Below are 26,784 nucleotides of genomic sequence, written 5' to 3'. Positions count from 1 at the left end.
CTCACCAGTTGGCTATTTCCCTCTTGATCAACAGAAGCTAATGGCTGACCTTTTTCTATAGGCACAGGAGTGATTAATCTCTGCTGCTTTCACGACAATTGGCTGTATTCTTTCTTTTACCCGTTCTGACCATCGCCACAGCACTAACAAAGCACCGATTAAAAAAACGAAGGTAGAGACGATACGAAATCCAATGACTCCATAGCGCGAGAGACATACCATAAAGTACTTGTTGCAATACGGCCAGCAGAACAAATCCCGGCGTTCCCCATATCAATGCCTGAAAATAATGTTTGACGTATATAACCAATTCCTGCAATTGACCGAAGGCTAATAAAATCCGATCAGCTACTAAAAATAAAATAATTAACGGAATTGAAAGAATGAGCGTTAGTATACAGCCATTGCTAAAGAATGGGTGCCTACCTGATCATACTTTTTTGCGCCATAGGCCTGCGCAACGACAACGCTCATGGAAAATAAAAGGGAAATAAAGATAACAATGATCGTCACTTATGTTGATGTCACCAACATACTGACGTAAGATGGAATGTCGCAATCATACAAGCATAAGCATGCCGATAAAGCAACTCAACGTTTGAATCAAACGCGACCCAGCCATCAGTAAGGCGAGGTTAACGACATTTTTAATTATTTGTGGACTCTATAGGTATTCATTCTCTCTCATTAATCTAATGCTCTCGAGTTTCACTAAATTGAATTTCCGGCCATTTCTCCATTGTAATTTCTAAATTCACTCGCGAAGGCGCTAAATAAGTAAGATGTCCGCCACCATCGTAAGCCAAATTACGCGATTGTTCCTGATTAAATCTTTCTAAAACAGCTTTATCATCACAAATAACCCAACGCGCCGCTACCACATTCACAGGTTCATAAACGCATTTCACGTTATATTCATTCTCTAAACGATAAGCAACAACACTAAATTGCAATAAGCCCACCGCTCCCAAAATTAATTCATTGCTATCAAGCGGTCGAAAAAGTTGAGTAGCGCCCTCTTCCGATAGTTGAGTCAACCCCTTCAATAATGCTTTTTGTTTTAAAGGGGCTTTAAGACGGACTAAACGAAACAACTCGGAGGCGAAATTGGGAATACCTGTAAATTTAAATCGTTCGCCTTGCGTAAAGGTATCACCAATTTGAATCATTCCATGATTATGAAGCCCAATAATGTCACCTGGCCATGCTTCCTCTGCATTTTCGCGTTTGCCCGCCATAAAAGTTAATGCGTTATTAATTTGAATTTCTTTTTTTAAACGGACATGATAAGCCTTCATGCCCTTTTGATATTGTCCTGACGCAATACGTAAAAAAGCAATGCGATCGCGATGAGCAGGGTCCATATTCGCTTGAATTTTGAAAACGAAACCGCTGAATTTTTTCTCTTCTGGTTTAACCAAGCGCGAATTCGTTTCTCGGCCTTGTGGCGGCGGCGCTTCTTTAACAAAAGCATCTAATAACTCACCCACACCAAAATTATTGATAGCCGAACCAAAAAATACGGTCGTCAATTCCCCTTTCAAATAACGCTCTCGCTCAAAAGGATGACTCGCTCCTTTAATAAGTTCAATTTCGTTACGCAATTCCGAAGCCAAATCACCTAACTTTTTATCTAATTCAGGATTATTAAGTCCTTCTATCCGTTCGCTCTCACCCACGCGTTCATGTTTTCCCGGCTGATAAAGATAAATGGCATCCTCTATTAAGTGATAAACCCCTTTAAAATATTTCCCCATACCAATCGGCCAGGTCATCAGGGCGCAATGAACACGAAGAATAGATTCAATTTCATCTAACAATTCAATCGAAGGGCGCGCGTCCCGATCCATTTTATTAATGAAAGTCATTATCGGCGTATGGCGCAGTCGGCAGACTTCCATCAATTTAATTGTGCGCGGTTCAACACCTTTTGCCGCATCAATCACCATTAACACAGAATCTACGGCTGTCAATGTACGATACGTATCTTCAGTAAAATCCGCGTGACCAGGGGTGTCTAATAAATTAATTAAATAATCTTTGTAGGGGAATTGCATCACCGAAGTCGTAATGGAAATACCCCGCTGTTTTTCGAACTCCATCCAATCAGAAGTGGCATGACGAGCCGCCTTGCGGCTTTTAATCGTTCCGGCAAGCTGAATAGCACCGCCAAAAAGCAGCAATCTTTCTGTTAAAGTGGTTTTACCGGCATCGGGGTGCGAAATAATTGCAAATGTCCGACGCATTACCGTTTGTTTCTCTACTGACATCTAACACCTCGAAAACGGACGAGAATAACACAACCTACAGCAAATAACACGGTCGGCATTAACGCTGCAAAAATAGGCGGAATCTGATAAAGCATCGCAAATGGCCCAAAAAACTGGTTTAGCATATAAAAAACGAATCCAACAACAATCCCTGTTAAAATTCGCGAGCCCATACTGGCTTGATGCAGCGAGCCAAAAATAAAAGGCACTCCCAAACAAATCATCACCACCGTTGTCAACGGCTGGATAAAGCGTTGCCAAAACGCAAACACATAGCGGCTCGTTTGTAATCCCGCTTGCTGACGATAACGAATGGTATGATAAAGACCCACAATGGATTGTCGATCGACCATCTTCCGCTCCTGTTGTAAGTGATCAGGATTAAAGACAATGGTTAAAGGGAATTTAGCCATTTTCTTTTCTGTTGTTCGATTACGAGAAAACTGCGTTTGTTTAACATTATATAAAATCCAGTGTCCTTTCACGTATTCTCCTTTGGGCGCGTAAATAGCGGATAATAATTGGTGTTTATCGTTAATAAAAAATTGGCTCACCCCGCTGATTTTATTTTTAGCATCGACAGATCCAATGTGAATAAACGACTGAGCACCACGCAGCCAAACTTCTCCTAAGGCCTTATAACCGACTGCTTTGGAAAGCGCGGTCAGTTTCGTTTCTTCACCGCTCGCTTCTAACTGGGGCGCAATAACTTCCCCAACAAAAGTCATCACCACCATCATCAGTAACGCTGCTTTTACAACGGCCCACGTTATCCCGGCAATAGAAACGCCGGCCGTGCGCATAATCATTAATTCACTACTCGAAGCTAAACGGCCTAAACCGATTAAACAACCTAAAAATCCCGTCATTGGAAATAATTGATAGAGATCCGAAGGTAATTGAGTAAGCACATACAAGAACGCTTGCCCCAAGCCATAATGGACTGATCCAATTTGGGAGAGTTGTCCGATAAATTCCATAAACATCTCAACGCCCAAAAGCACCAACATAACAAGAGCCGTCGCCGTGATGATAGCGTTACAAATATAGCGATTTAAGAGCGACACGCTATTCTCCTGCTAGCCCGAAATTGACACCACCAGCGCGATTGGAAAAACAACAAACCAACGGCTAGCAACAAAAGCAAACCAAGAATCCACCATAATCCAATGTATTGACTAATAATGCCATCTTCAATCCATGTTCGGCCCAAGAACATGAAATTGGCATAAACAATATAAATTAAAACTGCCGGCAGCATCTGTGCGAATTTTCCCTTTCGAGGGTTGGACTCACTCAATGGAACGATCAATAAAGCAAATAACCACACCGACAAAGGTATTGCAATTCGCCATTGTAATTCCGCCGCTGCTTTCAAGTCTTTATTATGCAAATACCAAAGCTTAGAAGTAGGCATCGCATCCACACGCCAGGCGATATCCATTTCTGGTGAAGTTAGACGAATACCGTATTCCACAAATTTCATCACGTCGTATTTTAATGCCCCCGGAATACCCACATAACGAAAGCCATTTTTAAATAAAATAAAATGCTCCCCCTTAGCCGTGCTATATTCCCACGCTTGGTTGGCTGAAACTAAATCCCAACGTTGTTTGCTGCCGGCAGTTTCACTTTGCGCCAAAAAAACATTTAACATTTTTTGATGATGGTCATTAACATCACCTGCATAAAAAACTTGACCATTACTACTCAGTGGTTGAAACCGGTCTGGCACGATTTTTTCTAAAGAAGCCCTAGCCACCGCATCTTTTAAAATTTTCACTCGATACCACTGCATTTTAGGTTCAGCGGATAACATCAGCCAAGCCACGATAACGCCAATAAAAGTCGCTAATACAATGAGCATTCCAACGATTTTGGCGCGGCTCACACCACACGCGGTTAATATAACCATTTCATGATCCACCGCCATACGCCCAAGCGCGAGCAGACCCCCCAAAAATAAACCCAGCGGTAACAAATAACCTAACAACAAAGGCACCTGCAGGGACATGATTTCCATTACCACCTTCACCGTGATCTTACCTGCCGCTGCATCATTGAGATAATGGACGAATTGATTCGTCATGAAGATAATTAATAGAATCAAGGTAGTTGCTAACAACGTGCCTAAAATCTCTTTACACAAGTATCGAAAGACAATCACTGACAAACAATGCCTTTTATGTTAAAAACTGGGATATTATTTTACCTCTCGTCATTGGTATCTAAGCTCATTGTTCCTGCGAAAGCGGTAATGACGAGAGATAGTTACAAATTGGGGTCATTTTAGCAGAGCGCATGACAACATGGAAAAAACTTACAATCCAAAAGCCATTGAAAAAAAATGGGCTGATTACTGGGAAAAACGTCAACTGAGCAAGCCCACCGCTCAAGGAAGCCCATACTGCATTATGCTGCCACCGCCTAACGTTACTGGCACGCTCCACATGGGCCACGGCTTCCAGCAAACTCTGATGGACACTCTCATTCGCTATCATCGAATGAAAGGCGAACGGACACTATGGCAAGGAGGAACGGATCATGCTGGGATCGCCACGCAAATGGTCGTTGAACAACAACTCGCCCAAGAAGACTTAACACGAGAAGATTTAGGGCGGCAAGCTTTTATTAAGAGGGTCTGGGAATGGCGCGAACATTCAGGCAGTAAAATTACCCATCAAATGCGCCGTCTAGGCGTCTCCATCGATTGGTCCCGAAAACGTTTTAGCATGGACAAAGGACTCTCCCGGGCCACGACTGAAGCTTTCATCCGCCTCCATCACGAAGGATTAATTTACCGAGGTAAGCGCCTCGTCAATTGGGACCCGAAACTCAATACCGCCATTTCTGATCTCGAAGTCGTTACTGAAGAAGTGGAAGGACACTTGTGGCATATTCGTTACCCCTTGGCTGAGGATTCTGGACATTTAATCATTGCCACCACTCGCCCAGAAACTTTATTAGGCGATGTTGCCATCGCAGTACACCCAGAAGACGAACGCTATCAGCGTTTCATTGGTAAAAAGGTTTGTCTCCCACTCACCGATCGTAGTATTCCCATCATTGCTGATGAAGCGGTCGATAAAGAATTTGGAACGGGCAGCCTTAAAATCACCCCTGGTCATGATTTTAATGATTACGAAATCGGTCAACGCCACCAACTGCCTTTAATTAATATACTCACCTCAGAAGGCTATTTAAACGAGAACGTCCCCGAACCTTACCGCGGATTAGAACGCTTTCAAGCCCGAAAAAAAATTATCGCCGACCTTCAACGGGAAAATTTGTTAGAAAAGAGAGAACCCTATCGCGTTCCCGTTCCTCACGGGGAACGATCCGGCGTCATCATTGAACCATTATTAACAGATCAGTGGTTTATAAAAATGGAAGCCTTAGCAAAGCCGGCGATGGAAGCAGTGGAAAACGGCGAATTAAAATTTATTCCCAAAAATTGGAAAAAAACTTATTTGCAATGGTTAAGCAATATTCAGGATTGGTGTATCAGTCGCCAATTATGGTGGGGACATCGCCTTCCTATTTGGCACGATGAAGAAAAAAATAGTTATGTCGGTCGCTCTCGAGAAGAAATCTTAAAAAAATACCATTTATCTCCTGACGTAAAATTACAACAAGAAACGGATGTTCTTGACACTTGGTTCTCTGCCAGTCTTTGGCCTTTTGCAACATTGGGCTGGCCAGAAAAAACCGAAAGCTTTAAAGCTTTCTATCCCACTCAAGTCTTAGTCACTGGCTTTGACATAATTTTCTTTTGGGTCGGGCGAATGGTGATGATGGGGCTAAAATTCACTCATAAAATTCCTTTTCATTCCGTTTATATCCACGGCCTTATTCGAGACAGCCAAGGCCGAAAGATGTCAAAATCGAAAGGCAACGTTATCGATCCCATCGACATTATCGATGGAATTTCACTTGATGCTTTAATTGAGAAGCGGACCCACGCTTTACTACAGCCCAAAATGGCCAAAACTATCGAAAAAATGACGCGCAAAGAATTCCCCAACGGAATTGCGAGCTTTGGCACCGATGCATTGCGTTTTACTTTTTGCGCGCTAGCCAGTCGGGGTCGCGATATTAATTTTGATATGGGACGAATTGATGGCTATCGTAATTTTTGCAATAAAATTTGGAATGCTGCTCGTTTTGTCACTATGAATACTCAAGAAAAAGATTTAAATCCTGAAAAACCGTTAAGCTACTCCGCGGCCGACGAATGGATTCGGACCCGCTTACAACAAACTATTAAAAATGCGGAAGAAGCAGTTAGCCAATATCGTTTCGACTTACTCGCGCAAACGTTATATGAATTTACGTGGAATGAATATTGCAATTGGTACGTGGAATTTGCTAAGTGTATCCTCTACGATGAGCAAGCAAAACCCGCTGAACTTCGGGGTACCCGGGTGGCTCTACTCGAAGTGTTAGAAATTCTCCTGCGTCTGCTGCATCCTATCATGCCCTTTATTACCGAAGAAATCTGGCAAACTGTCGCGCCCCTTGCAGGAAGGGAAGGGAAAAACATTATGGTGGAGAGTTGGCCTCAATTCAATACCCACGAAATGAATTATGATGCTAAAGTTGAAATTGAATGGGTTAAAAATGTCATTACTACTATTCGTACTTTACGCGCGGAAATAGGCATCTCACCGGCCAAACGAATTCCTGTTATTTTTGGAAAAGGCGATGAAAAAGATAAAAAGCAAATAGCCAAAATGGAATTCTACATAAAAACATTAGGTAAAGTGAGTCAATTGCGCTTTGCAAAACCTGATGACTCTTTTTCTGTTACAGCAACCGGTATTGTTGAGCGTCTTGAAATTCACATTCCCTTGGCAGGGTTAATCGATAAACAAACTGAAATTGCTCGGCTCAAAAAGGAAATTTCCAAACTACAAAAAGAAAAAGAAAAATCGCTAAAGAAATTAGATAATCCTAATTATCTCGAAAGAGCACCCCAAGAAATCATAGAAAAAGAGTGGCTTTCTTTGGAAAAAACGCAAAACGCTTTGAAGAAATTGCAGTCGCAATATGCGAGTATTGAAAGCCTGTAAGGAACTCATAAAATACGAGGAGACAGTCATTTCAATATTTCTTGAAAAACTTCCGCCACTAAGGTAAGCTCACGAAAATGAATGAGTTTACAACTCACGTTAACCGCTAAAGCAAAAGTAACATTTCGTTCCATGACATGCGCCACTAAAACGCCGTAACCAAAACTATTCCCTGCGCTCCAGATGATGCCCCCCAGCGTTGTAAGCGCGTTTTATAAATCCCCCGAGTCCGTAATAGTCTTGGCCTTCTCGAGAGCCCGCTTTTGGGTCCACCGGAACAACTTCGAATATTTGTTTAAAACTGCTTTTAAAACTGCTTTTTAAAACGAGCCCCTCAAGCAAAGCGCGCAACCACCGAATAAGATCCGTCGTCGTTGACAAACTGGCTTCGCCCCCGAGTCCATTGAAATTGTAAGCGCTCGTGACATCATACGCTTCTAATTCACGGTTTCCGTTGTAAGTCTGAACTGGCAGATGATTAAAAGCAACGGCATGAAGATGGGAAATGGGTAGATAACCATGCGCTAACCGAGGCAGTAACTTTTTACCAAGAACGCCGTAAGAAGAATAATAAGTGGACTTCAAGTCCATCAAATCAAACAGCTCCCGCATTTGCTGCGAAGATTTACGACCGGTTTCTGCTTCAAGAACAAAACCCGCAATAAAATAATGTAATTTGTAGCGGAATCGCTAAAGATACCTCGCACCGGTAACTCGTATCCCAGTCGATACCGAACACTTGAGCCCGTAATTAAATCCAAATACCCCTCGGCCTGCCATACCTTATTCGGCTTCGCCATAAACATTTTCTGATAGGCCATTGTTTCATCGTAAGAAGGAAGGCCAGAAGTATGGTTTAACAATTCACGGAGTGTCAGCGGTTTTAAATAAGGATAAAGAAGATCTACCAGCAACTTTAATCGTCCGCCGTCTAAACGATGTTGATGGCTTAACACACGGCCAAGGGAGCATCTAAGTCCACCACTCCTTCCTCCAGCCGTTTTAAAATAATGCCAGCCGTGAATAAGTGTGTGATTTTGCCAATGGGAAAAATAGGCTTATCAGATAAACTTTGCTTGGTTTTAATATCTGCATACCCGAAACAATAATGATGAATACGGTTTCCCGATTTACAAACGCTTAAAATTGCTCCGGGTAAGTTATGTTTAACGACGTTAATAGACTGCATTAAGGAGCACTATATCGGATTCTAAAGAAAATCCAAGGCAGATTACTCTCTCCCTGTAATTCTAATTTTGAATCGGCCGAGGTAGGAATAAGCAATAGGAACGACAATTAATGAAAAGAAGGTTCCAAATAACAAACCACCAACGATCACCCAACCAATTTGATGACGACCAACAGAACCTGGTCCGGTCGCCAAAGCTAAAGGTAGTGCGCCAAATACCATCGCAAGCGTGGTCATTAAGACGGGGCGCAAGCGAATCATCGCCCCGCGGAGGATAGCTTCTTGCATCGCCATTCCTTGTTTTCGAAGATCGTTTATAAATTGCGTAATCAAAACCCCATGCTTACTAATCATGCCAATCAACGTAACAAGTCCGATCTGAGAATAAATACTCAGCGTCCCGCCCGTTGATTTTAACGATAATAAACCACCCACCATACACAATGGAACAGCTAATAAAATGACGAAGGGATCGAGAAAACTGCCAAATTGTGCTGATAACACGAGGTAAATAAAAATAAGTGACATTAAGATAATGCCAATCATGCTTTTTGAAGATTGTAAAAACTGCGCTGCTTTCCCTGAAAAGGCATAATGCACACCTGAAGTCATAACAAACGGTACATGCGCTTTAATGTAATCAATCACCTGGCTTTCAGAATATCCCGGAGCCAGACGCGCTGAAATGCTTCCAGAACGGAAGCGATTAAAATGCGTAAAGCTTCCTTGCCCAACGGTAGGTGTTAAATCAATAAGACTAGAAACCGGGATTGAATTCCCTTTGTTCGCATCTGCTTTATTGTTGCTATGCACATAGAGCTTCTTAAGTGCATTAAAATCTGTTAAATCTTGTTTGTCCATCTGGACAACCACTTCGTAGCTTTTATTCCCCGCTTGCACATCGGTCCAATGATTTCCACTCATCATTGCGCTCACTGTATCGGCAATATCATGAATATTCACGCCTAATACGGCCGCTAAATCGCGCTTAATCGTGATCGCATATTGCTGAGTATCGTATTTTAAATTTGTGTGAAGATCCGTCACCCCGGGATAGTGCTTTAAAACCTTCATCATTTTATTGATGGGATCAAGCAAATCCGTATAATCACCAGCCGTCATAAAATTCAAATCGATGTCATTTCCTTGTAATCCATAATTAACCACATCGGGAATATAAGCTGTCGCATCAACACCAGGAATGGCTGCTAATTTAGGATTTAAATCAGCGATCACTTGAGCCGTAGTTTCTCTACGTTCCCCCCACGGTTTTAAAGTGGCGCGGATATTAACGCTTGTCGTGGACACTTGACTCATTACACTGGCCACTGCGGAGTTTTGTTGGATAATCTTTTCAACTTGTTCGGCGTATTGGTTGGTATAATTTAAACTCGCACCAGAAGGCGATGTCACGCTGACTTGGATTAAGCCGATGTCTTCCTTAGGAATCAACTCCGAAGGAAGGTCAATAAACAACACATACCCAGCGCCCGAAATCACCAGCAAACCTGCAATAAAAAGGCGTCGTTTATTTAAAGCAAATTTTAAAAAGCGTTGATAAAAGCCGGTCAGTTGCGAAAATGCGCGCTCAATAGTAATACTCAGCCTCGAGTCTTTTGTACGCGGCAATAGAATACGAGAACACATCATCGGTGATAAGGTAAGCGCAATAAAGGCGGAAATAACAACGGCAGCCGCTAACGTGAATGCAAACTCTTTAAATAATTCAGCCGTAAACCCTTGCACAAATCCTACCGGCGCGTAAACCGCCACCAACGTAAGTGCCATTGCAATAATCGCAAATGAAATTTCGCGACTTCCTTTAATCGCCGCTTGAAGAGGCGTCATTCCTTCTTCAATATGGCGATGAATGTTTTCCAGCATCACAATCGCATCATCCACCACCAAACCAATCGCCAATACAATGCCAAGCAGCGACATCGTGTTAATAGTGAATCCAAATAATTTAATAAAAGCAAAAACGGCAATTAAACTGACGGGAATTGTAATAATCGGAATACTGGCTGCTCGAGCAGAACCCAAAAATAAAAACACAACGAAAATAACTAAAAGAACCGCTTCACCCATCGCATAAAAAGTTTCTTCAATCGACGACTTTAAAAAAGTGGAGACGTCGTAATTAACCCTGCCTTTCATTTCCGGCGGTAAATTTTTCTGGATCACCACGAGCGCTTGTTTCACTTCATATGCCACGGTAATCGGATTGGCTCCTTGCAATGGCTTGATTAAAAGTTCAATGCCATTTTGTCCATTAATGCGTATCGGCGCTTCGTACAAGCTGCGATAGCCAAGCTCGGCATGGCCGATATCATTTAAACGAACGGTTCCTCCATCGTTATTTTTAATAATAATATCTCCAAACGCCGTAGCGTCTTTTAATTGAGTATGTGAAACAATACTGTAATTTCGCTTGGGTTCTTGAATAGAACCGGCTGGAAAATAAATATTATTAGCTGTTAAGGCGTTTTTAACGTCGGTCACTGTCACTTGATGCGCCACCATTTTAGAAGCATTTAGCCAAATTCGCATGGCATAATCACTCGCTCCCAAAATATCAATTTCCCCCACGCCAGACAGTTGACGTAAAGCCGGTTGAACCGTGCGTTCCACGTAATCACGAATATCAGCCGATGATTTTTGCGGATCAATAAAACCGACGCCCAAAACCGGATTGCCTTTGGTCCCAACCGTAATGGTCGGTGGATTAGCATTGGGTGGTAATTGATCGCGAATCGCAAATATTTTGTCGCGTACTGCGCTCGCTTCTTCTTCAAAATTGCCTCCGAGTTGGAATAACACCGTCACATAGCTCGAACCGGGGTAACTTGTGGAGCTAATCGAGGTAATCTGATCTACTCCGGAGAGAGCGTTTTCAATTTGGGTGGTGACTTGTCTTTCCATAGGCTGAGCGCTTGCGCCATCGTAAGTGGTGACTACGGTTAAGATAGGTAATTCCAATTTCGGAAAAAAACGCAATTCAAGACGTTGAAAAGCAACGACGCCTAACACCACCAAAATTAAACTCAGTACAATAGCTAACACCGGTTGGCGAATACAAATCTCGGATAATTTCATGAATCAACTATGAATCTTTCTGAACTTTAATGACACTTCCATCATCCAATTTTTGCTGTCCTGCCACAACGATGGTATCGCTGATGCTCAATCCGCTTAGCACTTGCGCTTGATTATCCACGCGCGTTCCTACCCTAATGTAGGTTTGTCCAACCTTATCGCCAACGACTTTATAAACGTAATATCCCTTCATGTCGGCCTGAATCGCTTCTTCGGGAATTACTGGCGCATTTTTCGCTACCGAAATTTGCTGCGAGATATGAACAAACATGCCAGGGGAAAGTAATCCCTTATCATTGGGCACAAGAGCTTGAATGGAGATCGAACGGGTATCCGAGCTCACCGTTGGAGAAATAAAGCTAACGGTGCCGTAAAACGTTCTCTGCGGGTAAGTTCCCGTGGTAATAGTGACTAACTGGCCTTGCTTTAACTCCGGTAAAAAGTTCTCAGGCACTTGAAAATCAGCCCTCAATTGGGAGGTGTTAACTAACGTCACCAGCGGATCCCCCGCTTTCACATAATCACCCACCTGGACCTGAAAAGCACCGAGAACACCGGAAAAGGGCGCGTTAACGACTTTTTCACTTAACGCTGCTAATTTACTCTGAACAGAAGCTTCTTTGCTCTCCATGTCGGCTTTCAATGCCGCCAACTCCTGTTGGGAAATCGCTTGATTTAAGAGCAGTTTTGAGCGTTCATATTTTGTTCGGGCAAGCTTCATGGCAGTTACGGCTGACTGATAATCAGCCTGTGCTCGGGCGTTATCGAGTTGAACAATAGGCATTCCCATATCGACTTCTTGTCCACTTTTGAAATGAATTTCAGCGATGCGGCCATCCGATTCTGCGCTAATGGTAACCACTTTGACTGCCGATAGGCTGCCAAGGACGTTGACGGTGTTAGGGATATCGGCCGTTTTGACTTTCGTGACATCAACGGAAACAGGCTGAGCCACCACAGGCGCCGTTTTAGCCGCTCGCGCCCCCATTGAACTGAAGGCAAAATAAAAGCCAAGCACAGCTACAAAAGCTATAAAAAGACCGGATTTCCAGTATTTAACCATGGCTTTCGCTCATTTTCCGCCGTTTATCGTCCCTGAGTATAATTGGATTTCCGTCCTGTCGCTATTCCAATAAAACGTTATGGTAACAAATTCTTTAAGTCTATTTTAAGGTCTATTGGTTATACTGTTCTCTATCGTTGACTTTTGACAACCACGGGAAATTTTATGAACCTTCGCCCATCGTATGGCTTTTCAAAAAGAGCTCTCAAAGAAATCTTGACCGAAACTCACCGATGCAGTCAATTACAACCACATCAATGGCGTAATGAGGGACAGTTATATCGCCAATTAACTCGGAATCCAACGCTTATGAGAGAGCTTTACAGAATATCTACTGGAAGTTTTTACCGAATGAATCAATTGATTGGGTACTGCCAAAAACATATTATTAATCAAGTAGTCACACTTCCACAAGCATTAAACAATCTTCCTCCAAACCATCCGAGTATTATTAATAATATTTATCATCCCTTAAACCCGAGCAATCCCCAGAATTTACAATTAAATCCAGGCATAAATCTTTTATTTCAGCAAGATCTCAACATAGAGGCCAGCATAGGTGTGAAAATGAAGAAGAAATAGCCGAAAACGAATTGCATCATGATGAATTATCAAATACTCTTTTAGAAAATGAAGAATTGCAAAAAGCAGCTGTCCAATATGAGAATGAAGAACATCATGATATTCATCCGCTTTCGGCATTGGGATTATCACCTGAGGCAAAACCCAGCCTGAAGAAATTCTCACCACTGGCTTAGCGTAATTAGCAGAACGAGCTCTCAAAAATGAGTCACACTCACAAAGTCAGCATTTCCTTGGAGCCGCCTTTACCGTTACAGAAATTCCTAAAGTAATGAAAGATCACCCCAGAAAAGAAAACGATTTATTTTCACATTTTTTAAGAAAAAAATCGGTCAAAAGAAAATCCAGGAATGAGGCCTACTCCCACGAGAGGGTAAAAAATTAGGGAACAAGCCAATGATCTCACGGTGTTAAAGCGTCTGTTTTTAATCCGCGTAGATATTTAAAATAAACACTAACGCGTCTTCCCGACCTTTTTCCGTGGGATAATAATTTTTTCGTATACCAATTTCTACACCTCCTGCCTTTTCATAAAATTCGATAGCGGATCTATTAGATTTTCGTACTTCTAAACAACCGCGCCATATGTTCTATTTTTGCGTAATCAAGAGCGTGTTGTAATAATTGACTGGCAACGCCTTTTCGTTGATAGCGAGGTATTACGGCGATATTCATTAATTGACACTCTTTTTCCTGCATCAAAATAACAATAAAGCCCACTAGATGATGATTAGACTCCATAACCCATCCATAATAATTGCTTTTTAAGCAATCATAAAAGATCTTTTCCGACCACGGAAATGGCATCGCTGCTTCAGCAATTTCCGACACTTGCGGAACATCATCCTTAATCAAGTTTCGAATTTTCACGCTTCCATTAACCGAATTGCTTTTTTTAAAGCATCCCACGTCTTTGGCTTGAGATCGCCGTCGCGCAGTAATTCTGCCGGCGAATAACTTGTAATTATCTGCGGAAAGTTCACTTGAGAAAAAGATTGGGTTACGTGATTCCCTAACAAAATAATGACGGATTTCTCTAATTTCTCGGAGTTTGGGGCCCCTTCTCTAAGCCCTCCTCTAATCTGTTTTTTTGTTGCCTTTGCAATTTTCTCAACGAGTTGGCTTTCTTTTTCATCTTTCAATACCGCATCAGCTAGCAACACTCCGACTTGCCTATCTTGAGTATCTAGCAAATCATAATGGTAATAGTGATTTGAAACAGGCGTTCGCAAACGCCATACATCAATACCCATTAACTGTAAATAATGATTCATATTCAAGCTATCTTTTTGAGCGGTAAATTTTTATCAATTAAATCAATCAATAACACCATTAGGCATATTTTAACACAACAAAGCCGCAGCCGATTATCCATTATTGACGATAAGTCTAGTAAAATGGAATTTTGTCCACAGGAACTATAAAAGTAATTGGAAGCCGCCGTTCACCCCCACGCCCCCCTGTGATATGATACTGATCACAATGATAAAAAAATTTGTTAAAGTGATTCTGCCTTTTCTGATAATCGCGATTCTTTCCATCGGCGGTTATTTTTACTCGCAACATCAAAACCGCTACCCCAGCACAGATGACGCCTACATCCAAGCTGACGTTATTAACGTAGCTTCTCGGGTTAGCGGGACCGTAAGCAAGATCGATGTTCGTAATGAAGAACATGTCCAAAAAGGACAACTCCTATTCACCATTGACCCAGCGCCGTTTACCATCGAGCTTAATAAGGCGCAAGCGCAACAAGATGCTACCCGACAAAAAATTCAAGCAGCTGATATGGCAGTAAAATCCGCTAGGGCCACCGTGCTAGAAAGAAAAGCAGAACTCACCCATGCACGTCTGGAAACAAAACGTATACTCACCTTAATGAAAAAGCAATTCGTTTCTCGCTCGGACGGTGATCTAGCTATTAAAAATTTACATGTTGCTGAAGCTGCCCTGAATGCAGCACAAAACCAATTGGAAGAAATGATTGAAAAACGTGGTGAATTAGGCGACAAAAACGCCCAATTGCGTCTAGCGCAAGCTGCCGTCGAAACAGCCAAATTAGATTTGCAATACACTCGCGTTTTCGCCCCCACTTCAGGTTACATCGCTAATTTTAATTTACGGCACGGCGATGTAGTAAGCGCTTACCAACCTTTGTTCGCTTTAATCGAAGACCATATCTGGTGGGCTCAAGCCAATTTTAAAGAGACCCAACTGGCTCGTATCCACACTGGCGAACAAGCCACCATCAAGCTAGACATGTACCCTCATCAAATATTTATCGGCAAAGTCGTAGATGTTAACAAAGACAGTGGTAGTAGTTTTTCCTTGCTACCCCCTGAAAACGCCAGCGGTAATTGGGTTAAAGTCACTCAGCGTTTTCCAGTTAAGGTCATTATTACCGAACGCAAATCGGGCTATCCTCTCCGTTTTGGCGCCAGTAGCATGGTTACTATAGACACAACCTCTCTGAAATAAATGAATACAACGGCACTGACAAAGAACGAAATCCTTTATTCTCGACGATGGTCAATTATCGTGACCATTATGATGGTAGCCATTCTGGAAGTATTGGATACCACTATCGTGAACGTCGCTTTACCCAACATGATGTCATCGTTGAGCGCGAATCAAAATCAGATAACGTGGGTATTGACTTCATACGTGGTTGCCTCTGCCATTATGCTTCCCCTCACGGGCTTTTTTAGCAACCGACTCGGCGAAAAACAATTGCTTTTAATTAATATCACCGGGTTTATGATTACCTCTTTTTTATGCGGAATCGCACAATCACTGCCAGAAATCGTTTTTTTTCGCATATTCCAAGGGATTTTCGGCGCTTCTTTGATTCCTCTATCTCAATCCATACTAAGAGAGACCTTTCCTTTAGAAGAACAAGGTAAAGCAATGGCTATTTGGGGTATTGGCATTATGGCGGCGCCCGTTTTCGGGCCTGCCTTAGGCGGCTTTATTACAGAACATATGAACTGGCGCTGGATTTTTTATATCAATATGCCGATTTGTTTACTCGGGCTAATGTTAACGCTGTTTGTCATTCCATCGAGCGAACGTCACTATCAGCGCATTGATTGGGGCGGATTATTATTAATGATCACCGGCGTTGGAGCCTTACAAGTTTTTCTCGACAAAGGCAACGAAAATGATTGGCTAAATTCCAATTTAATCTTAGCTTTATTTATTACCGCTATTTTTTGTCTCATTTTCTTTATTATCCGGAGTTTAATCCATCGTTATCCAGTAATTAAATTAAAGATATTTAAAGACCGTAATTTTAAAATTTCTTGTTTAGCACTGGCCTTATTTGCAGGCTCGATGTATGCATTAATTACGTTAGAGCCCATTATGTTGGAGCGTTTATTTAATTATCCAGCCGTCACTGCAGGTTGGACTATAGCGCCTTTAGGTATTGGCGGGACCGTTGTAATGACGTTTGTGCCTTTTTTAATGAGATGTTTAAATATAAAAATTATTTTAACTGTTGGTATATTGTGCTCTTTTTACGGAGCGCTTCTATTTGCCGGCGTTAACTTAAATTCAACGATGCAGGAATTTTTAATAAATAATACCATTCTGGGATTCGGAATGGGTTTTTTAATGGTACCTTTAACAACTTATTCTTTAGCCACACTTCCCCTAAAAGATATCACCGAAGCGGCCGGTCTTTATAGTTATTCACGAATGCTAGGCACTTCCATTAACGTTTCCTTACTAAGCACGCTCGTCAGCCAAACAACGCAAATTCATTGGCATTTTTTGACAACACATATTAACGTTTTTAATACTAATTTCCACAACTGGTTTACTTTTCAAAAACTCCCTTTTATGGACCCCGTTGGTATCTCTCGGTTAGGCATTCAATTTCAACGACAGGCTAGCATGCTCGGATTTTTAGATGGCTTCAGAACCATTGCTGTTGTCTTTATCTTATTGTTACCATTGCTATTAACACTAAAAACCATCAAATTGCAGGGTAGCCCGGCTGCTCCAGTAGACAATCCTGTTACTCCTGCTTCTATTAGGAATAACAAAGAAAATTTAATCGAATGGCGAATCCATTGACGGCATGTATATTTTGCAAAATTGCAAAAGGCGAAATAGGCGAATTAATTTACGAAGATAAGCAAGTGGTCGCTTTCAACGACACCGCACCACAAGCGCCTATTCATATTCTTGTCATTCCCCACCGCCATATTGAAACGATAAACGATATCACACCCGGCAATGAGAATCTTTTGGGGCACATGGTGGTTATCGCTACTCAATTAGCCCACAATAAAAATATAGCAGTGGACGGCTATCGTCTCGTGATGAATTGCAATCAAAACGGCGGACAGACTGTCTTTCATATTCATCTTCATCTCTTGGGCGGTCGCCAAATGCACTGGCCGCCGGGATAGTGGAAAATATTATGAGTAATACTATTGCAGACCATGTTAAAGCGATATTGATAGCATTAGGGGAAGACCCGAACCGGGAAGGCTTAAGGGATACACCTAAACGCTATGAAAAAGCCTTGGAACACCTCACCAAAGGCTATCATGAAAAGCTCCCATCGGTTATCAAAAAGGCGGTATTCCAATCTGGGATGGACGAGATGGTTATCCTCAAGGATATTGAGCTTTACTCGCTCTGCGAGCACCATTTATTGCCTTTCATTGGCCGGTGTCACCTCGCTTACCTTCCCAGCGGAAAAATAATTGGCATCTCAAAGCTGGCTCGCATTGTCGATATGTTCGCCAAGCGCTTCCAAGTACAAGAAAATCTCACCAAACAAATCGCAGAAGCCATATTAAGCGTGACGGAAGCAAAAGGCGTCGGCGTTATCATCGAAGCAAAACACCTTTGCATGATGATGCGCGGCGTTAAAAAACAAAATTCAGAAATGACCACTTCGGTCATGCTCGGCACCTTCCGAAAAGACGACCGCAACCGCTCAGAATTTTTGAGTTTAATTAGAAAGTAATGCTATACTACCTCGCCAGAAGCTGACCCAGCCGAGGTGGCGGAATTGGCAGACGCGCCGGACTCAAAATCCGGTGGTGGCAGCACCGTGAGGGTTCGAGTCCCTCCCTCGGTACCATGGAATTGAGAAATTGCAACACTCCCTAAACTCACCACATTGTGGCTAAAATTCTTTGTCGGGATTTTGTGTGGGCTAGCGGGCTAGCTTCTAGCTTGACCACCTCCCAAAGCCCGCCATCCTCCCGCGAGGCCGTCTTAGGTTATTAGAAATAAACTGTTCTATTATTGAGGGCTGAAATTGGAAAATTCTCCACACTTATTCATTATTTCTCTCTTTTTCAATTTTTTCTATACTTTCTAAATGATTTTCATGAGTAACAACACTTCTGCCCAATTCTCTTTCACTGTCTTTACGTACATTCCCAGCAACTTTGCCGCCGCGACATGCCACTTTTTTGTTTTCTGGCATACCTCTCGGTTTCTTACGCTCTTACGCCAATGCCCAATTTTCAATCTCCCGAATCCGTTCGTAGCCAACTTTCGCTAACCAACACTTGAAGGCTCTGCCTTTGGAGAAAGTGTGGATTGGATAATACGTAGCATGCCTTCGGTATTAGAACAATCAGTTACATAATATTTTCTATCCGCAGCAGGCCATTTCAGGCCGTGACAATTTGTCACGATCTCACTACCTTCCTTAAGCAGGCACTGTTTTAACTTACGCCAAGTAGGAGCCAGTATTAACACTTTCAGTAAGAGCTGCACAAACATTGACTTACACTAAACCAGCACTCTTCGTTATGCCAAATACGCCGAATTTGCTTTTCTTTAAACAAGACAATAAGCCGTTTCTTTATCCATCCATTATCACCCAAAACTTTCCACGAAACGGAACTAGCGATACTATGGAATTAAGAGATTACAACACTTTCTAAACTCGCTACATTGTCACTAAAATTCTTTGTGGGATTTTATATGAGCTAGCTTGACACCTTCCAAAGCCCCCGTCCTCCCGCAAGGCTGATTTTTCATTCATTTTATTCTATCATTTGTTCGCGGGCCGAAATTATTAAGGACAACTATGTATTTCTTTTGGAAGCCACCTCAACGATTCATAGCATTTGTTATATACGCATCTGTTCTAACAACTCATGTCATTTCTGCTCAAGCCGCCGTTTTGGATGATAAAGGATTCATTAATCCCTCGAGTATGCACGAGGTGCTTCATGCCTATCAACTCAATGATATTTTAAAAGCCATACAACGAGTGAAGCGACTTCATAAGCACATTACTATTCTTTGAAATCAGCATGCCAAGGTGGACAAACGCTTATTCAGGGAAGTATTGCGCTCGACACGTTGTCTTATATCACGTCCTAAAAATTGACACTAGAAAAATACAGGTTACAGTACAGCCAGGTATCACCTGAAATCAACTGCAAGTAATGATCAATCCGTATCAACTTGCTATCGGCGTTATGCAATCGTCAGGCATTTTTACCGTGGGAGGCTCATTGAGTGTGAATACCCACGGGCTTGATTTCAGATGAAGCCCCTCATCAATACAATTGTTGCGTTTCATTTAGTCTTAGCTAATGGAAAGATCGTGAAAGTTTCGCCTCATGAAAATGCTGAACTGTGGCGAGTAACGATCGGTGGATATAGATTACTGGGAGTGACATCTGATGTGGCAATACAGCTCGTTCCGGACAATATATTAAAATCCAAAATGCAATCGATCGATATTCCAAATTTAAGTCAAAAATTTAAAGACGATATATTGCCCAACAAGGAAAACGCTTTATTTCTTGGCCGATTATCGATTGTGCCCGATAAAACCTTTTTAAATAAGGTGTTATTATTCACTTTTTCAAATAGTCACGCCAAGTATGAAAAACTCAAAAAAACTAATTAATCCAGAGTATGGATTTTGTTATTAAGCCGCTGTTTAATTTGGCTCGTTATTCTAATAAACGAAAATATGAATTATGGAAGTTTGAAAGGATAGGGTTTAACGAAAAATACCATAATAATTTTACTCCCAATAATGCCATGCGACTTCCCATAGAATTTGCCGTCCAGCACCATCAAAAAAATCATCCGGATTGCTTGTAGAGATATTACACTCCTAATAGACTGTATCACAGTCTTCATGATTTTTTCACAAGAAATCATGATAAAAAATAAAGTTAATTTGCTCAGCACCACTATTCGTTACGTGGAAAAAGACTCGAAGACAATTTTAAACTATGCTAATCAACCTTAGTTTCAGTGTCGTTTTATATTTTGATCAAACTTTAAGGAAAAATGAAATTTATCAAGATTGTTCTCGGACTTCTTCCGGGATAACTATTTGTCCTCGGGAATACATTTATGTAGTAGCTGTTTGACGTGCCACAAGCTCACCTCACTAGGGAACTAAATCTTACTAAAAGATTATAGCATTGAAAGGAATTTAATTCACGAATTCTCCCCTCATCAACCGTCGTAAGTTAATCTCCAAGACTTTATTTTAATCGGGACGGCAGGATTTGAACCTGCGACCCCTTGCACCCCATGCAAGTACGCTACCAGGCTGCGCTACGCCCCGAACTGAGTCTCAATTATAATATCGCTGAGTTAATCTACTACAATTCTCTTAAAAAAAATTTTTAATGGCGGTTACGCCTTAGCAGCTATAGAAGCTATTGAGCTTCATTATGATAGCCGAGCCCTTCACCTGACGCCCTTCAAAACAGAAGGATGACGGTTTCTAACTTAACCCTGTAAGCGAATTCACTTCTTGTCTTCAACCACAGTGTATCTTTCACCATACATATAAATATCCACACCGGAGCACTTGTCATCAGAAAAAGTTAACGTTCTAAAGCGGTGACAAGTTCCCGCCAGCCTCTTTTGATGGGAGTGAACGACTAACGTAGCACAAAAATTATTTTCTTTGTTGTATATCTCCATTGTTCCACGGTCATCCCATGTGGCGTCCAGCTCCCCCAGTGTCCCTCTGTCTTTGTGGCCGTCTGGCTATAGTTGACAGCATCATGAGGCAGAGCAGTAGTGAATGGAATTAATAGTGGCTGTGCTAATCTACCTCCTTGCCATTTATATGGAGATGCCCTCGCTCTCCTCGGATGCGTATACTTTGTATAGTTAAAGATGTATAGGATTGGTTGATGTATAGGATTGGTTAATAAACTGAGCATCTATGCTGCAGGTCCCCAAGCGACAACCAGGACGAACATGGGCACAGCAGGGCTGAACCTAGTACGGTGAAACACCTTGTCATTGATTTTTTCATAAGATCTCTATAGTTAGCATCATTTTGAGACGATAGCCAATAATATTTATTTAATTTATTGTTTTTTAAAGAAAATTCCCGCACAAATTGCTTAGCTTTTTCGGAAAGGTATAACTTCGTAATCGCTAATAACCTTCCAAACTCACCGCAATTTTTTCAAGTTCAGAGACAGCTCGGCGCATCGTTTCGCAAACTTTGTGTTCTTGCTTATCTTTGGAAGATTCTTCGGATAGTTTTTGTCGGGCGCCGTCAATAGTATAGCCTTCCTCGTAAAGTAGGTGGCGGATTTTTCGGATGATTAAAACGTCTTTCAGTTGGTAATAACGGCGATTACCGCGGCGCTTTAGAGGAGACAAATGGCTGAATTCTTGTTCCCAATAACGCAAGACATGAGGGCGCAACTGACACAGTTTGCTCACTTCGCCAATACTAAAATACAGTTTGTCGGGGATCGTGGACAAGTCGATGTCCTGTTTAGGATTCCCCTTCCTCTTTTGGTTTGACATTTTTCTCCACCCTGGATTTAAGTTTATGGCCGGCGCGGAAAGTAACCACCCGTCGAGCGGTAATGGGAATTTCTTCTCCCGTTTTCGGATTACGGCCAGGTCGTTCGCCTTTGTCGCGCAAATTGAAATTACCAAATCCGGATAATTTTACCGGTTCACCCCGCTCTAAAGAGCGACTAATCTCTTTAAAAAATAATTCAACAAGGTCTTTGGCTTCCCGCTTAGTTAACCCCACTACATTAAACAAATGTTCAGAAAGATCGGCTTTAGTGAGTGCCATCGGACTATGTCCTCAATTTTGCATCGAACTTGTGCTCTAAAGCGGTGAGCACGCGCTCAATGATTTGTTTTACTTCTTCATCTATTAGAGTGCGTGAAGGGTCTTGAAACGTCAACCCCAAGGCTACACTTTTTTTCCCAAATTCAATATGTTCCCCGCTCTCATATATATCAAAAACTTGTGTGATGATCAATAATTGCCCGGCTGTTGATTTGACTTCTTCTTCAATACTTCCCACCGGCAGATCCCGATCAACCACAATAGCAATATCTCGACGAATCGAAGGAAATTTCGATAGAGGATGGTATTTTGGCAAAATTGAAGTCTTAATGGCATCCAATTCCATTTCAAAAAGAAAAGGAACCGTTGTTAACTCCAACTGATCAACCAACTCAGGATGCAAAGCTCCTAAATAGCCAATACATTGATCTTTGTAATAGAGAGCAGCCGATTGGCCGGGGTTTAAGGCAGGATGATGTCTCTCGGCAAAGCGGAAATGGGCTTCTGTGCGCGTTAAAGTGAAAAGCACGCTGAGGTCACCCTTGATATCATAAAAATCGACGTGGCGTTCCTTTTCGGCCCATTGGAGATTGTGTACATCGCCTGCCACTAAGCCGCCTAGTTCTGTCACTTGTTGCCATTCATTACCTGCTGCGTTAAAACACATGCCTATTTCAAAAAGCCGGATTCGATGAATTTGGCGCGCTTGGTTGTATTTGAGCACTTGGATTAACCCCGGCCACAAACTGGTCCGCATGACATTCATTTCAACTGTAAGTGGGTTAGAAAGAGCAATGGATGTGACTTCAGGATTAAGCAAAGTCTGCAACTCGTCATTGACAAAACTATAGGTCACCACTTCGTGATAACCCCGATCGGTCATTAAACAACGCAACCGAGCCGACGACAGTTGGGTCTCTGAAAAGGGGGGAATGGTATATTCCCCTTCCATCATAAGTTGAGGAATCCGATCGTAACCGTACAAACGCGCTAACTCCTCGATCAAATCAGCTTCTCCCTTAATATCAAAGCGATGACTAGGAGCGGTAACAACCCAATTATTTTTTTCTTTCACCACCTTCATGCCCAGTAATTCAAGAAGCTTCGAAACTTCGTCCTCGTTAATTTTAATACCGAGGAGCCGTTTGATTCGTTCAGGACGCAGAATAATTCTTGGAATTATTGGCAAATGAGTTTCACTGCACACTTCAATAAGTGGGCCTGGGGAACCACCGGTAATTTGGATCAATAATTCAGTGGCGCGTTCCATTACTAACGTTTGAAGTTTAAAATCAACACCACGCTCAAAGCGATAAGAAGAATCCGTTTGCATGTCGTAATAGCGCGCTGTCAAAGCAATTTCACCCGGTGAAAAATAAGCGCTTTCTAAAAAAATAGCTTCGGTTTTTTCATTAACGGCAGAATTAGCGCTACCCATAACCCCTGCCAATGCCTGGGGGCGACTTTTATCTGCGATAACTAGCATGCGTTCCGTGAGCGCAATTTCGGTTTCATCGATTAAAGTAATTTTTTCGTCAGCTTTTGCAAAGCGGACTTCAATTCCTTCTACCAATCGACTCAAATCAAACGCGTGGAGGGGCTGCCCCAATTCCAACATGACATAATTCATCACGTCTACAACCGGGTGAATGGTGCGCAAACCGCTCCGCCGTAGTCGCTCACAGATCCAAAGGGGTGTTTGCGAATGGCTATCAACACCACGAATCACACGACCTATATAACGGGGGCATGCCTTCTCCGCTTTGACTTCAACCGGGAAAACATCATTAATTGCTGCCGAAACCGTGGCTAAATTCAGTCCTTTTATCGGCAAACGATTAATAGCTCCCACTTCGCGTGCGATGCCGCGCACACTGGCGCAATCTCCACGATTCGATGTTAATTCAATATCGAGAATATAATCGTCCAGCATTAAATAATCCTGGATATTTCTTCCAATGGGTGCATCTGGGGGTAATTTCATAATTCCTTCATGCTGCTCGGACAATCCCATTTCGCGCTCGGAACAAATCATTCCATTGGAAACCACTCCTCGCAATTTAGTTTTGTTAACTTTCAAATCACCAACAACGCCGCCTGCTAAAACGACTGCCACTTTTAAACCAGTGCGAACGTTAGACGCACCGCAAACAATTTCTAAGGGCTCGCCTTCGCCAACGTCAACGCGACAAACCGACAAGCGGTCCGAATTGGGGTGTTTTTCTCTTGCGATCACTTCACCAACAACAACTTTCTCGAGCGTCCGTGCGGCCGGTTTAACGGAAGCGACTTCCAACCCTGCCATAGTCAATTCGGCAGTTAACTTTTCGGTGTCCACAGGTGGGTTCACCCATTCACGCAACCATTGCTCGCTCAATTTCATTAAAATTGTCCTAAAAATCGTAAATCATTTTCAAAAAACAACCGCAGGTCGGTTACTTCATAACGCAGCATGGCCAGCCGATCCAATCCGATACCAAACGCGAAACCGCTGTATTCATCAGGATCAATATTAACATTACGCAAAACATTCGGATGAACCATGCCGCACCCCAAAACTTCTAACCATTTATCTGTGGGTGGTTGATAGATATCCACCTCAGCAGAGGGTTCTGTAAAAGGAAAATAAGAGGCCCGAAAACGCAGCCAAACATCTTTTTCAAAAAAACAATTTAAAAATTGTTGTAATAACCCTTTTAAATTAGCAAACGTGGATCTTTTATCGATTACTAACCCTTCCACTTGATGAAACATCGGGGTGTGGGTTTGATCTAAATCGCGGCGATACACGCGCCCCAAAGCAATTAAACGAATCGGAACGCCTTGCCTTTCCATTTCTCGAATCTGAACAGGAGAGGTATGCGTTCGCAATAATTTGTCTCCTGAAAAATAAAAGGTATCCGCCATTGTTCGTGCCGGGTGGTCGGCCGGAATATTGAGCGCTTCAAAATTATAATATTCATTTTCAATTTCAGGGCCTTCGGCAATTTGAAAACCTAACATTGAAAATAACTGAGAAACGCGCTCGGCAACACGCGAGATTGGATGAATGGCGCCTAAGTGGTCGTATCGACCGCGTAAGGTGATGTCAACTTTTTCTTTATTTAACTTTTCTTGGAGGGATTTTTCACGAAGTTGAGTGAATTTTGCATTCAATAATTGCTGGATTTCACACTTAATTTCGTTAACGGCTTTTCCTAATAAAGGACGTTGATCAGTCGGCATTTGCCCCACGGATTTAAGTAACTCAGTTAATATACCTTTCTTTCCTAAATAATCAACGCGAATCTCTTCAAGCATAATTTCGCTTTGAGCATCGGCAACGGATTTTTTTGCAGATTGTAAAAGTGCGTTTAATTGGTTCTGCATCTTTGCCATTGTATTTATCCGTCATCCACAACTTGACCTCGGACGACGGTCTGGCGGGGTTGACTGGTTTAAACGTTAAGCGGCTAAGACCTGCTTAGCTTTTTCTGCTAATTTTCCAAAAGCGGCTTTATCATATACCGCTAATTCCGCTAAGTTTTTACGATCGATGGCAACAGATGCTTTCGTTAAACCATTGATCAAACGGCTGTATAAAAGCCCATGCTCTCGAGCGGCTGCGTTAATACGGACAATCCATAAAGCGCGAAATTGGCGCTTACGCTGCTTACGATCCCGGTGGGCATATTGGGCAGCTTTGATAACCGCTTGCTTAGCCACGCGAAACACTCGGCTTCGCGCGCCATAATAACCTTTTGCTTTAGTTAATATTTTCTTATGCCGCGCTCTTGCGGTGACTCCTCGTTTTACTCTTGGCATTTTATTTCTCCAAAATTCATAGTACTCTAGAAGAAGGTCGCACTAAAATAAAATTTAAAATTGTATATATCTCCGGCGCCGCCCGTCCGCTGCTCCTCTGCACAAGGAGAGGAGCCCACAATCATATCATTCCTCACAAGTCACAGTCATTTCAATTTTAGCCTTCGTCATTCTCGCTCAGGCGGGATCCAGGCACGCTGCGCAACCTGTGCACTGGATTCCCGCCTGCAGAATGCCTAGGCGTCAACTTAAGCATAAACCCCTAATGGCTGTAAAGTTGATGCTTCTCTTTCATTCACCTTGTTCCTTTCAAAGCTTCTTAACACAAGGGGCCTCTATCATTACCCACCCGTGGTAAAGCGTGAAAAACTTAAAAACCCGTCGTCCTTCCGCGGGGGTATCTGCTGTATTAATTGAAGCATACAAAACCTTCACGGCCGAGTCGGGAGAATTCCGGCTAAAAGGCTAAGAAAAACACCGATGGTGCTTTTCTTAGCCTTTTAGCCGGAATTCTCGTGGCTTCGGCCGTGAAAGCCCTCGATTCTTTGTCTGTCGGTAGGCAGCCTACGCACGGAAACGACAGACATTTTTTCAACTACTTGATATTCCCTCTTTACCTCGCCCCCTTAAGTTGAGCTCTAGGC

22 protein-coding genes, 2 tRNA genes and 4 pseudogenes are annotated in these 26,784 nt (G+C 42.4%); 10 read left to right on the top strand and 18 right to left on the bottom strand.

All coding sequences use genetic code 11. The features are described 5' to 3' along the window. Nucleotides 1-27: 27 nt before the first annotated feature. From OWO34_RS09745 to lptF, 5 genes and pseudogenes are all read right to left on the bottom strand, one after another. On the bottom strand, nt 28-222 hold the full coding sequence (locus OWO34_RS09745; protein ID WP_407647517.1) for a hypothetical protein: 195 nt from the start codon (nt 220-222) through the stop codon (nt 28-30). Next, nucleotides 212-622, bottom strand: a pseudogene (locus tag OWO34_RS03900) (MATE family efflux transporter); the annotation flags it as partial. The gene OWO34_RS09745 and the pseudogene OWO34_RS03900, both read right to left, overlap by 11 nt. A gap of 70 nt (nt 623-692) precedes the next feature. Continuing rightward, the gene (locus OWO34_RS03895; RefSeq protein WP_267256616.1) at nt 693-2,270 is read right to left on the bottom strand and encodes a peptide chain release factor 3; all 1,578 of its coding nucleotides are present in this window, start codon (nt 2,268-2,270) and stop codon (nt 693-695) included. Then, nucleotides 2,261-3,337 carry an LPS export ABC transporter permease LptG gene (gene lptG, locus OWO34_RS03890; protein WP_267256615.1) on the bottom strand — a complete coding sequence of 359 codons (1,077 nt, stop codon included), beginning with the start codon at nt 3,335-3,337 and terminating at the stop codon, nt 2,261-2,263. Before lptG ends, OWO34_RS03895 begins: the two co-directional genes overlap by 10 nt. Further along, entirely contained in the window at nt 3,325-4,443 is a 1,119-nt protein-coding gene (gene lptF, locus OWO34_RS03885) for an LPS export ABC transporter permease LptF (RefSeq protein ID WP_267256614.1), read from the bottom strand. The genes lptG and lptF overlap by 13 nt, the downstream gene beginning before the upstream one ends. A 136-nt stretch (nt 4,444-4,579) precedes the next feature. Here lptF and OWO34_RS03880 point away from each other — a divergent pair, with 136 nt between their 5' ends. Further along, a complete protein-coding gene (locus tag OWO34_RS03880; RefSeq protein ID WP_267256613.1) occupies nt 4,580-7,342 on the top strand; it encodes a valine--tRNA ligase in 2,763 nt (920 codons plus the stop codon). A 26-nt stretch (nt 7,343-7,368) separates the two neighbouring features. On the opposite strand, the pseudogene OWO34_RS03875 reads toward OWO34_RS03880, so the two are convergent. The 3 genes and pseudogenes from OWO34_RS03875 to OWO34_RS03865 all read right to left on the bottom strand — a co-directional run bounded on the left by OWO34_RS03875 (nt 7,369) and on the right by OWO34_RS03865 (nt 12,690). Continuing rightward, nucleotides 7,369-8,531, bottom strand: a pseudogene (locus OWO34_RS03875) (serine hydrolase domain-containing protein). A gap of 42 nt (nt 8,532-8,573) precedes the next feature. Beyond that, the gene (locus OWO34_RS03870) at nt 8,574-11,627 is read right to left on the bottom strand and encodes an efflux RND transporter permease subunit (protein WP_267256612.1); all 3,054 of its coding nucleotides are present in this window, start codon (nt 11,625-11,627) and stop codon (nt 8,574-8,576) included. Nucleotides 11,628-11,634: 7 nt separating this feature from the next. Further along, nucleotides 11,635-12,690 (bottom strand): efflux RND transporter periplasmic adaptor subunit, encoded by a 1,056-nt coding sequence (locus OWO34_RS03865; protein ID WP_267256611.1) that lies wholly within the window; start codon nt 12,688-12,690, stop codon nt 11,635-11,637. 351 nt (nt 12,691-13,041) lie between these two features. On the opposite strand from OWO34_RS03865, the gene OWO34_RS03860 reads away from it, so the two are divergent. Both OWO34_RS03860 and OWO34_RS03855 read left to right on the top strand, forming a co-directional pair. After that, nucleotides 13,042-13,272, top strand: coding sequence for a hypothetical protein (locus OWO34_RS03860; protein WP_267256610.1), 231 nt, complete (start codon nt 13,042-13,044; stop codon nt 13,270-13,272). An 11-nt stretch (nt 13,273-13,283) separates the two neighbouring features. Next, a complete protein-coding gene (locus OWO34_RS03855; RefSeq protein ID WP_267256609.1) occupies nt 13,284-13,448 on the top strand; it encodes a hypothetical protein in 165 nt (54 codons plus the stop codon). A 249-nt stretch (nt 13,449-13,697) separates the two neighbouring features. Here the strand turns inward: OWO34_RS03855 and rimI are convergent. Continuing rightward, nucleotides 13,698-14,142, bottom strand: a pseudogene (rimI, locus tag OWO34_RS03850) (ribosomal protein S18-alanine N-acetyltransferase). Continuing rightward, the gene (locus OWO34_RS03845; RefSeq protein ID WP_267256608.1) at nt 14,139-14,552 is read right to left on the bottom strand and encodes a uracil-DNA glycosylase family protein; all 414 of its coding nucleotides are present in this window, start codon (nt 14,550-14,552) and stop codon (nt 14,139-14,141) included. The pseudogene rimI and the gene OWO34_RS03845 overlap by 4 nt, the downstream one beginning before the upstream one ends. A 202-nt stretch (nt 14,553-14,754) precedes the next feature. Here OWO34_RS03845 and OWO34_RS03835 point away from each other — a divergent pair, with 202 nt between their 5' ends. The 5 genes and pseudogenes from OWO34_RS03835 to OWO34_RS03815 all read left to right on the top strand — a co-directional run bounded on the left by OWO34_RS03835 (nt 14,755) and on the right by OWO34_RS03815 (nt 18,373). After that, entirely contained in the window at nt 14,755-15,750 is a 996-nt protein-coding gene (locus tag OWO34_RS03835) for an HlyD family secretion protein (protein ID WP_267256607.1), read from the top strand. Continuing rightward, nucleotides 15,751-17,332: pseudogene (locus OWO34_RS03830) on the top strand (DHA2 family efflux MFS transporter permease subunit). Nucleotides 17,333-17,348: 16 nt separating this feature from the next. Then, nucleotides 17,349-17,690 (top strand): histidine triad nucleotide-binding protein, encoded by a 342-nt coding sequence (locus OWO34_RS03825; protein WP_267256619.1) that lies wholly within the window; start codon nt 17,349-17,351, stop codon nt 17,688-17,690. Continuing rightward, nucleotides 17,690-18,256, top strand: coding sequence for a GTP cyclohydrolase I FolE (gene folE, locus OWO34_RS03820; RefSeq protein WP_267256606.1), 567 nt, complete (start codon nt 17,690-17,692; stop codon nt 18,254-18,256). Before OWO34_RS03825 ends, folE begins: the two co-directional genes overlap by 1 nt. Nucleotides 18,257-18,286: 30 nt before the next feature. After that, nucleotides 18,287-18,373: transfer RNA gene (locus OWO34_RS03815), tRNA-Leu, on the top strand. Nucleotides 18,374-18,571: 198 nt separating this feature from the next. Here the strand turns inward: OWO34_RS03815 and OWO34_RS03810 are convergent. Beyond that, nucleotides 18,572-18,724: a hypothetical protein gene (locus OWO34_RS03810; RefSeq protein WP_267256605.1), complete on the bottom strand. Its 153-nt coding sequence runs from the start codon at nt 18,722-18,724 to the stop codon at nt 18,572-18,574. A gap of 612 nt (nt 18,725-19,336) precedes the next feature. On the opposite strand from OWO34_RS03810, the gene OWO34_RS03805 reads away from it, so the two are divergent. Next, nucleotides 19,337-19,558, top strand: coding sequence for a hypothetical protein (locus OWO34_RS03805; RefSeq protein WP_267256604.1), 222 nt, complete (start codon nt 19,337-19,339; stop codon nt 19,556-19,558). 303 nt (nt 19,559-19,861) lie between these two features. Further along, nucleotides 19,862-20,170: a hypothetical protein gene (locus OWO34_RS03800; RefSeq protein WP_267256603.1), complete on the top strand. Its 309-nt coding sequence runs from the start codon at nt 19,862-19,864 to the stop codon at nt 20,168-20,170. 601 nt (nt 20,171-20,771) lie between these two features. On the opposite strand, the gene OWO34_RS03795 is transcribed toward OWO34_RS03800, so the two are convergent. The 7 genes from OWO34_RS03795 to rplT all read right to left on the bottom strand — a co-directional run bounded on the left by OWO34_RS03795 (nt 20,772) and on the right by rplT (nt 26,140). Further along, nucleotides 20,772-20,845 (bottom strand) — tRNA-Pro (locus OWO34_RS03795). A gap of 185 nt (nt 20,846-21,030) precedes the next feature. Continuing rightward, nucleotides 21,031-21,210, bottom strand: a complete 180-nt coding sequence (locus tag OWO34_RS03790) for a hypothetical protein (RefSeq protein WP_267256602.1) — start codon at nt 21,208-21,210, stop codon at nt 21,031-21,033. 465 nt (nt 21,211-21,675) lie between these two features. Next, a complete protein-coding gene (locus OWO34_RS03785) occupies nt 21,676-22,011 on the bottom strand; it encodes a MerR family transcriptional regulator (RefSeq protein WP_267256618.1) in 336 nt (111 codons plus the stop codon). Nucleotides 22,012-22,024: 13 nt separating this feature from the next. Then, the gene (locus tag OWO34_RS03780; protein ID WP_267256601.1) at nt 22,025-22,336 is read right to left on the bottom strand and encodes an integration host factor subunit alpha; all 312 of its coding nucleotides are present in this window, start codon (nt 22,334-22,336) and stop codon (nt 22,025-22,027) included. Between the two features lie 4 nt (nt 22,337-22,340). Beyond that, entirely contained in the window at nt 22,341-24,719 is a 2,379-nt protein-coding gene (pheT, locus tag OWO34_RS03775) for a phenylalanine--tRNA ligase subunit beta (protein WP_267256600.1), read from the bottom strand. Beyond that, the gene (gene pheS / locus OWO34_RS03770) at nt 24,719-25,705 is read right to left on the bottom strand and encodes a phenylalanine--tRNA ligase subunit alpha (protein ID WP_267256617.1); all 987 of its coding nucleotides are present in this window, start codon (nt 25,703-25,705) and stop codon (nt 24,719-24,721) included. The genes pheT and pheS overlap by 1 nt, the downstream gene beginning before the upstream one ends. 75 nt (nt 25,706-25,780) lie before the next feature. After that, on the bottom strand, nt 25,781-26,140 hold the full coding sequence (rplT, locus tag OWO34_RS03765; protein WP_267256599.1) for a 50S ribosomal protein L20: 360 nt from the start codon (nt 26,138-26,140) through the stop codon (nt 25,781-25,783). Nucleotides 26,141-26,784 lie beyond the last annotated feature (644 nt).

The organism is Coxiella endosymbiont of Ornithodoros maritimus (assembly GCF_907164965.1).
In the GTDB taxonomy this organism is placed as follows: domain Bacteria; phylum Pseudomonadota; class Gammaproteobacteria; order Coxiellales; family Coxiellaceae; genus Coxiella.
The sequence above is the reverse complement of the archived record's forward strand: the minus strand, read 5'-3'. Positions and strand labels throughout refer to the sequence as shown.

Bases quoted from the DNA above. Each gene is read 5' to 3' on its own strand.
- OWO34_RS03835 (WP_267256607.1), top strand. From the start codon at position 14,755: ATGATAAAAAAATTTGTTAAAGTGATTCTGCCTTTTCTGATAATCGCG.
- OWO34_RS09745 (WP_407647517.1), bottom strand. From the start codon at position 222: ATGGTATGTCTCTCGCGCTATGGAGTCATTGGATTTCGTATCGTCTCT.
- OWO34_RS03805 (WP_267256604.1), top strand. From the start codon at position 19,337: ATGTATTTCTTTTGGAAGCCACCTCAACGATTCATAGCATTTGTTATA.
- OWO34_RS03780 (WP_267256601.1), bottom strand. From the start codon at position 22,336: ATGGCACTCACTAAAGCCGATCTTTCTGAACATTTGTTTAATGTAGTG.
- OWO34_RS03870 (WP_267256612.1), bottom strand. From the start codon at position 11,627: ATGAAATTATCCGAGATTTGTATTCGCCAACCGGTGTTAGCTATTGTA.
- OWO34_RS03790 (WP_267256602.1), bottom strand. From the start codon at position 21,210: ATGGAGATATACAACAAAGAAAATAATTTTTGTGCTACGTTAGTCGTT.
- OWO34_RS03865 (WP_267256611.1), bottom strand. From the start codon at position 12,690: ATGGTTAAATACTGGAAATCCGGTCTTTTTATAGCTTTTGTAGCTGTG.
- OWO34_RS03895 (WP_267256616.1), bottom strand. From the start codon at position 2,270: ATGTCAGTAGAGAAACAAACGGTAATGCGTCGGACATTTGCAATTATT.
- OWO34_RS03810 (WP_267256605.1), bottom strand. From the start codon at position 18,724: ATGCCAGAAAACAAAAAAGTGGCATGTCGCGGCGGCAAAGTTGCTGGG.
- OWO34_RS03860 (WP_267256610.1), top strand. From the start codon at position 13,042: ATGAATCAATTGATTGGGTACTGCCAAAAACATATTATTAATCAAGTA.
- pheT (WP_267256600.1), bottom strand. From the start codon at position 24,719: ATGAAATTGAGCGAGCAATGGTTGCGTGAATGGGTGAACCCACCTGTG.
- rplT (WP_267256599.1), bottom strand. From the start codon at position 26,140: ATGCCAAGAGTAAAACGAGGAGTCACCGCAAGAGCGCGGCATAAGAAA.
- OWO34_RS03880 (WP_267256613.1), top strand. From the start codon at position 4,580: ATGGAAAAAACTTACAATCCAAAAGCCATTGAAAAAAAATGGGCTGAT.
- pheS (WP_267256617.1), bottom strand. From the start codon at position 25,705: ATGCAGAACCAATTAAACGCACTTTTACAATCTGCAAAAAAATCCGTT.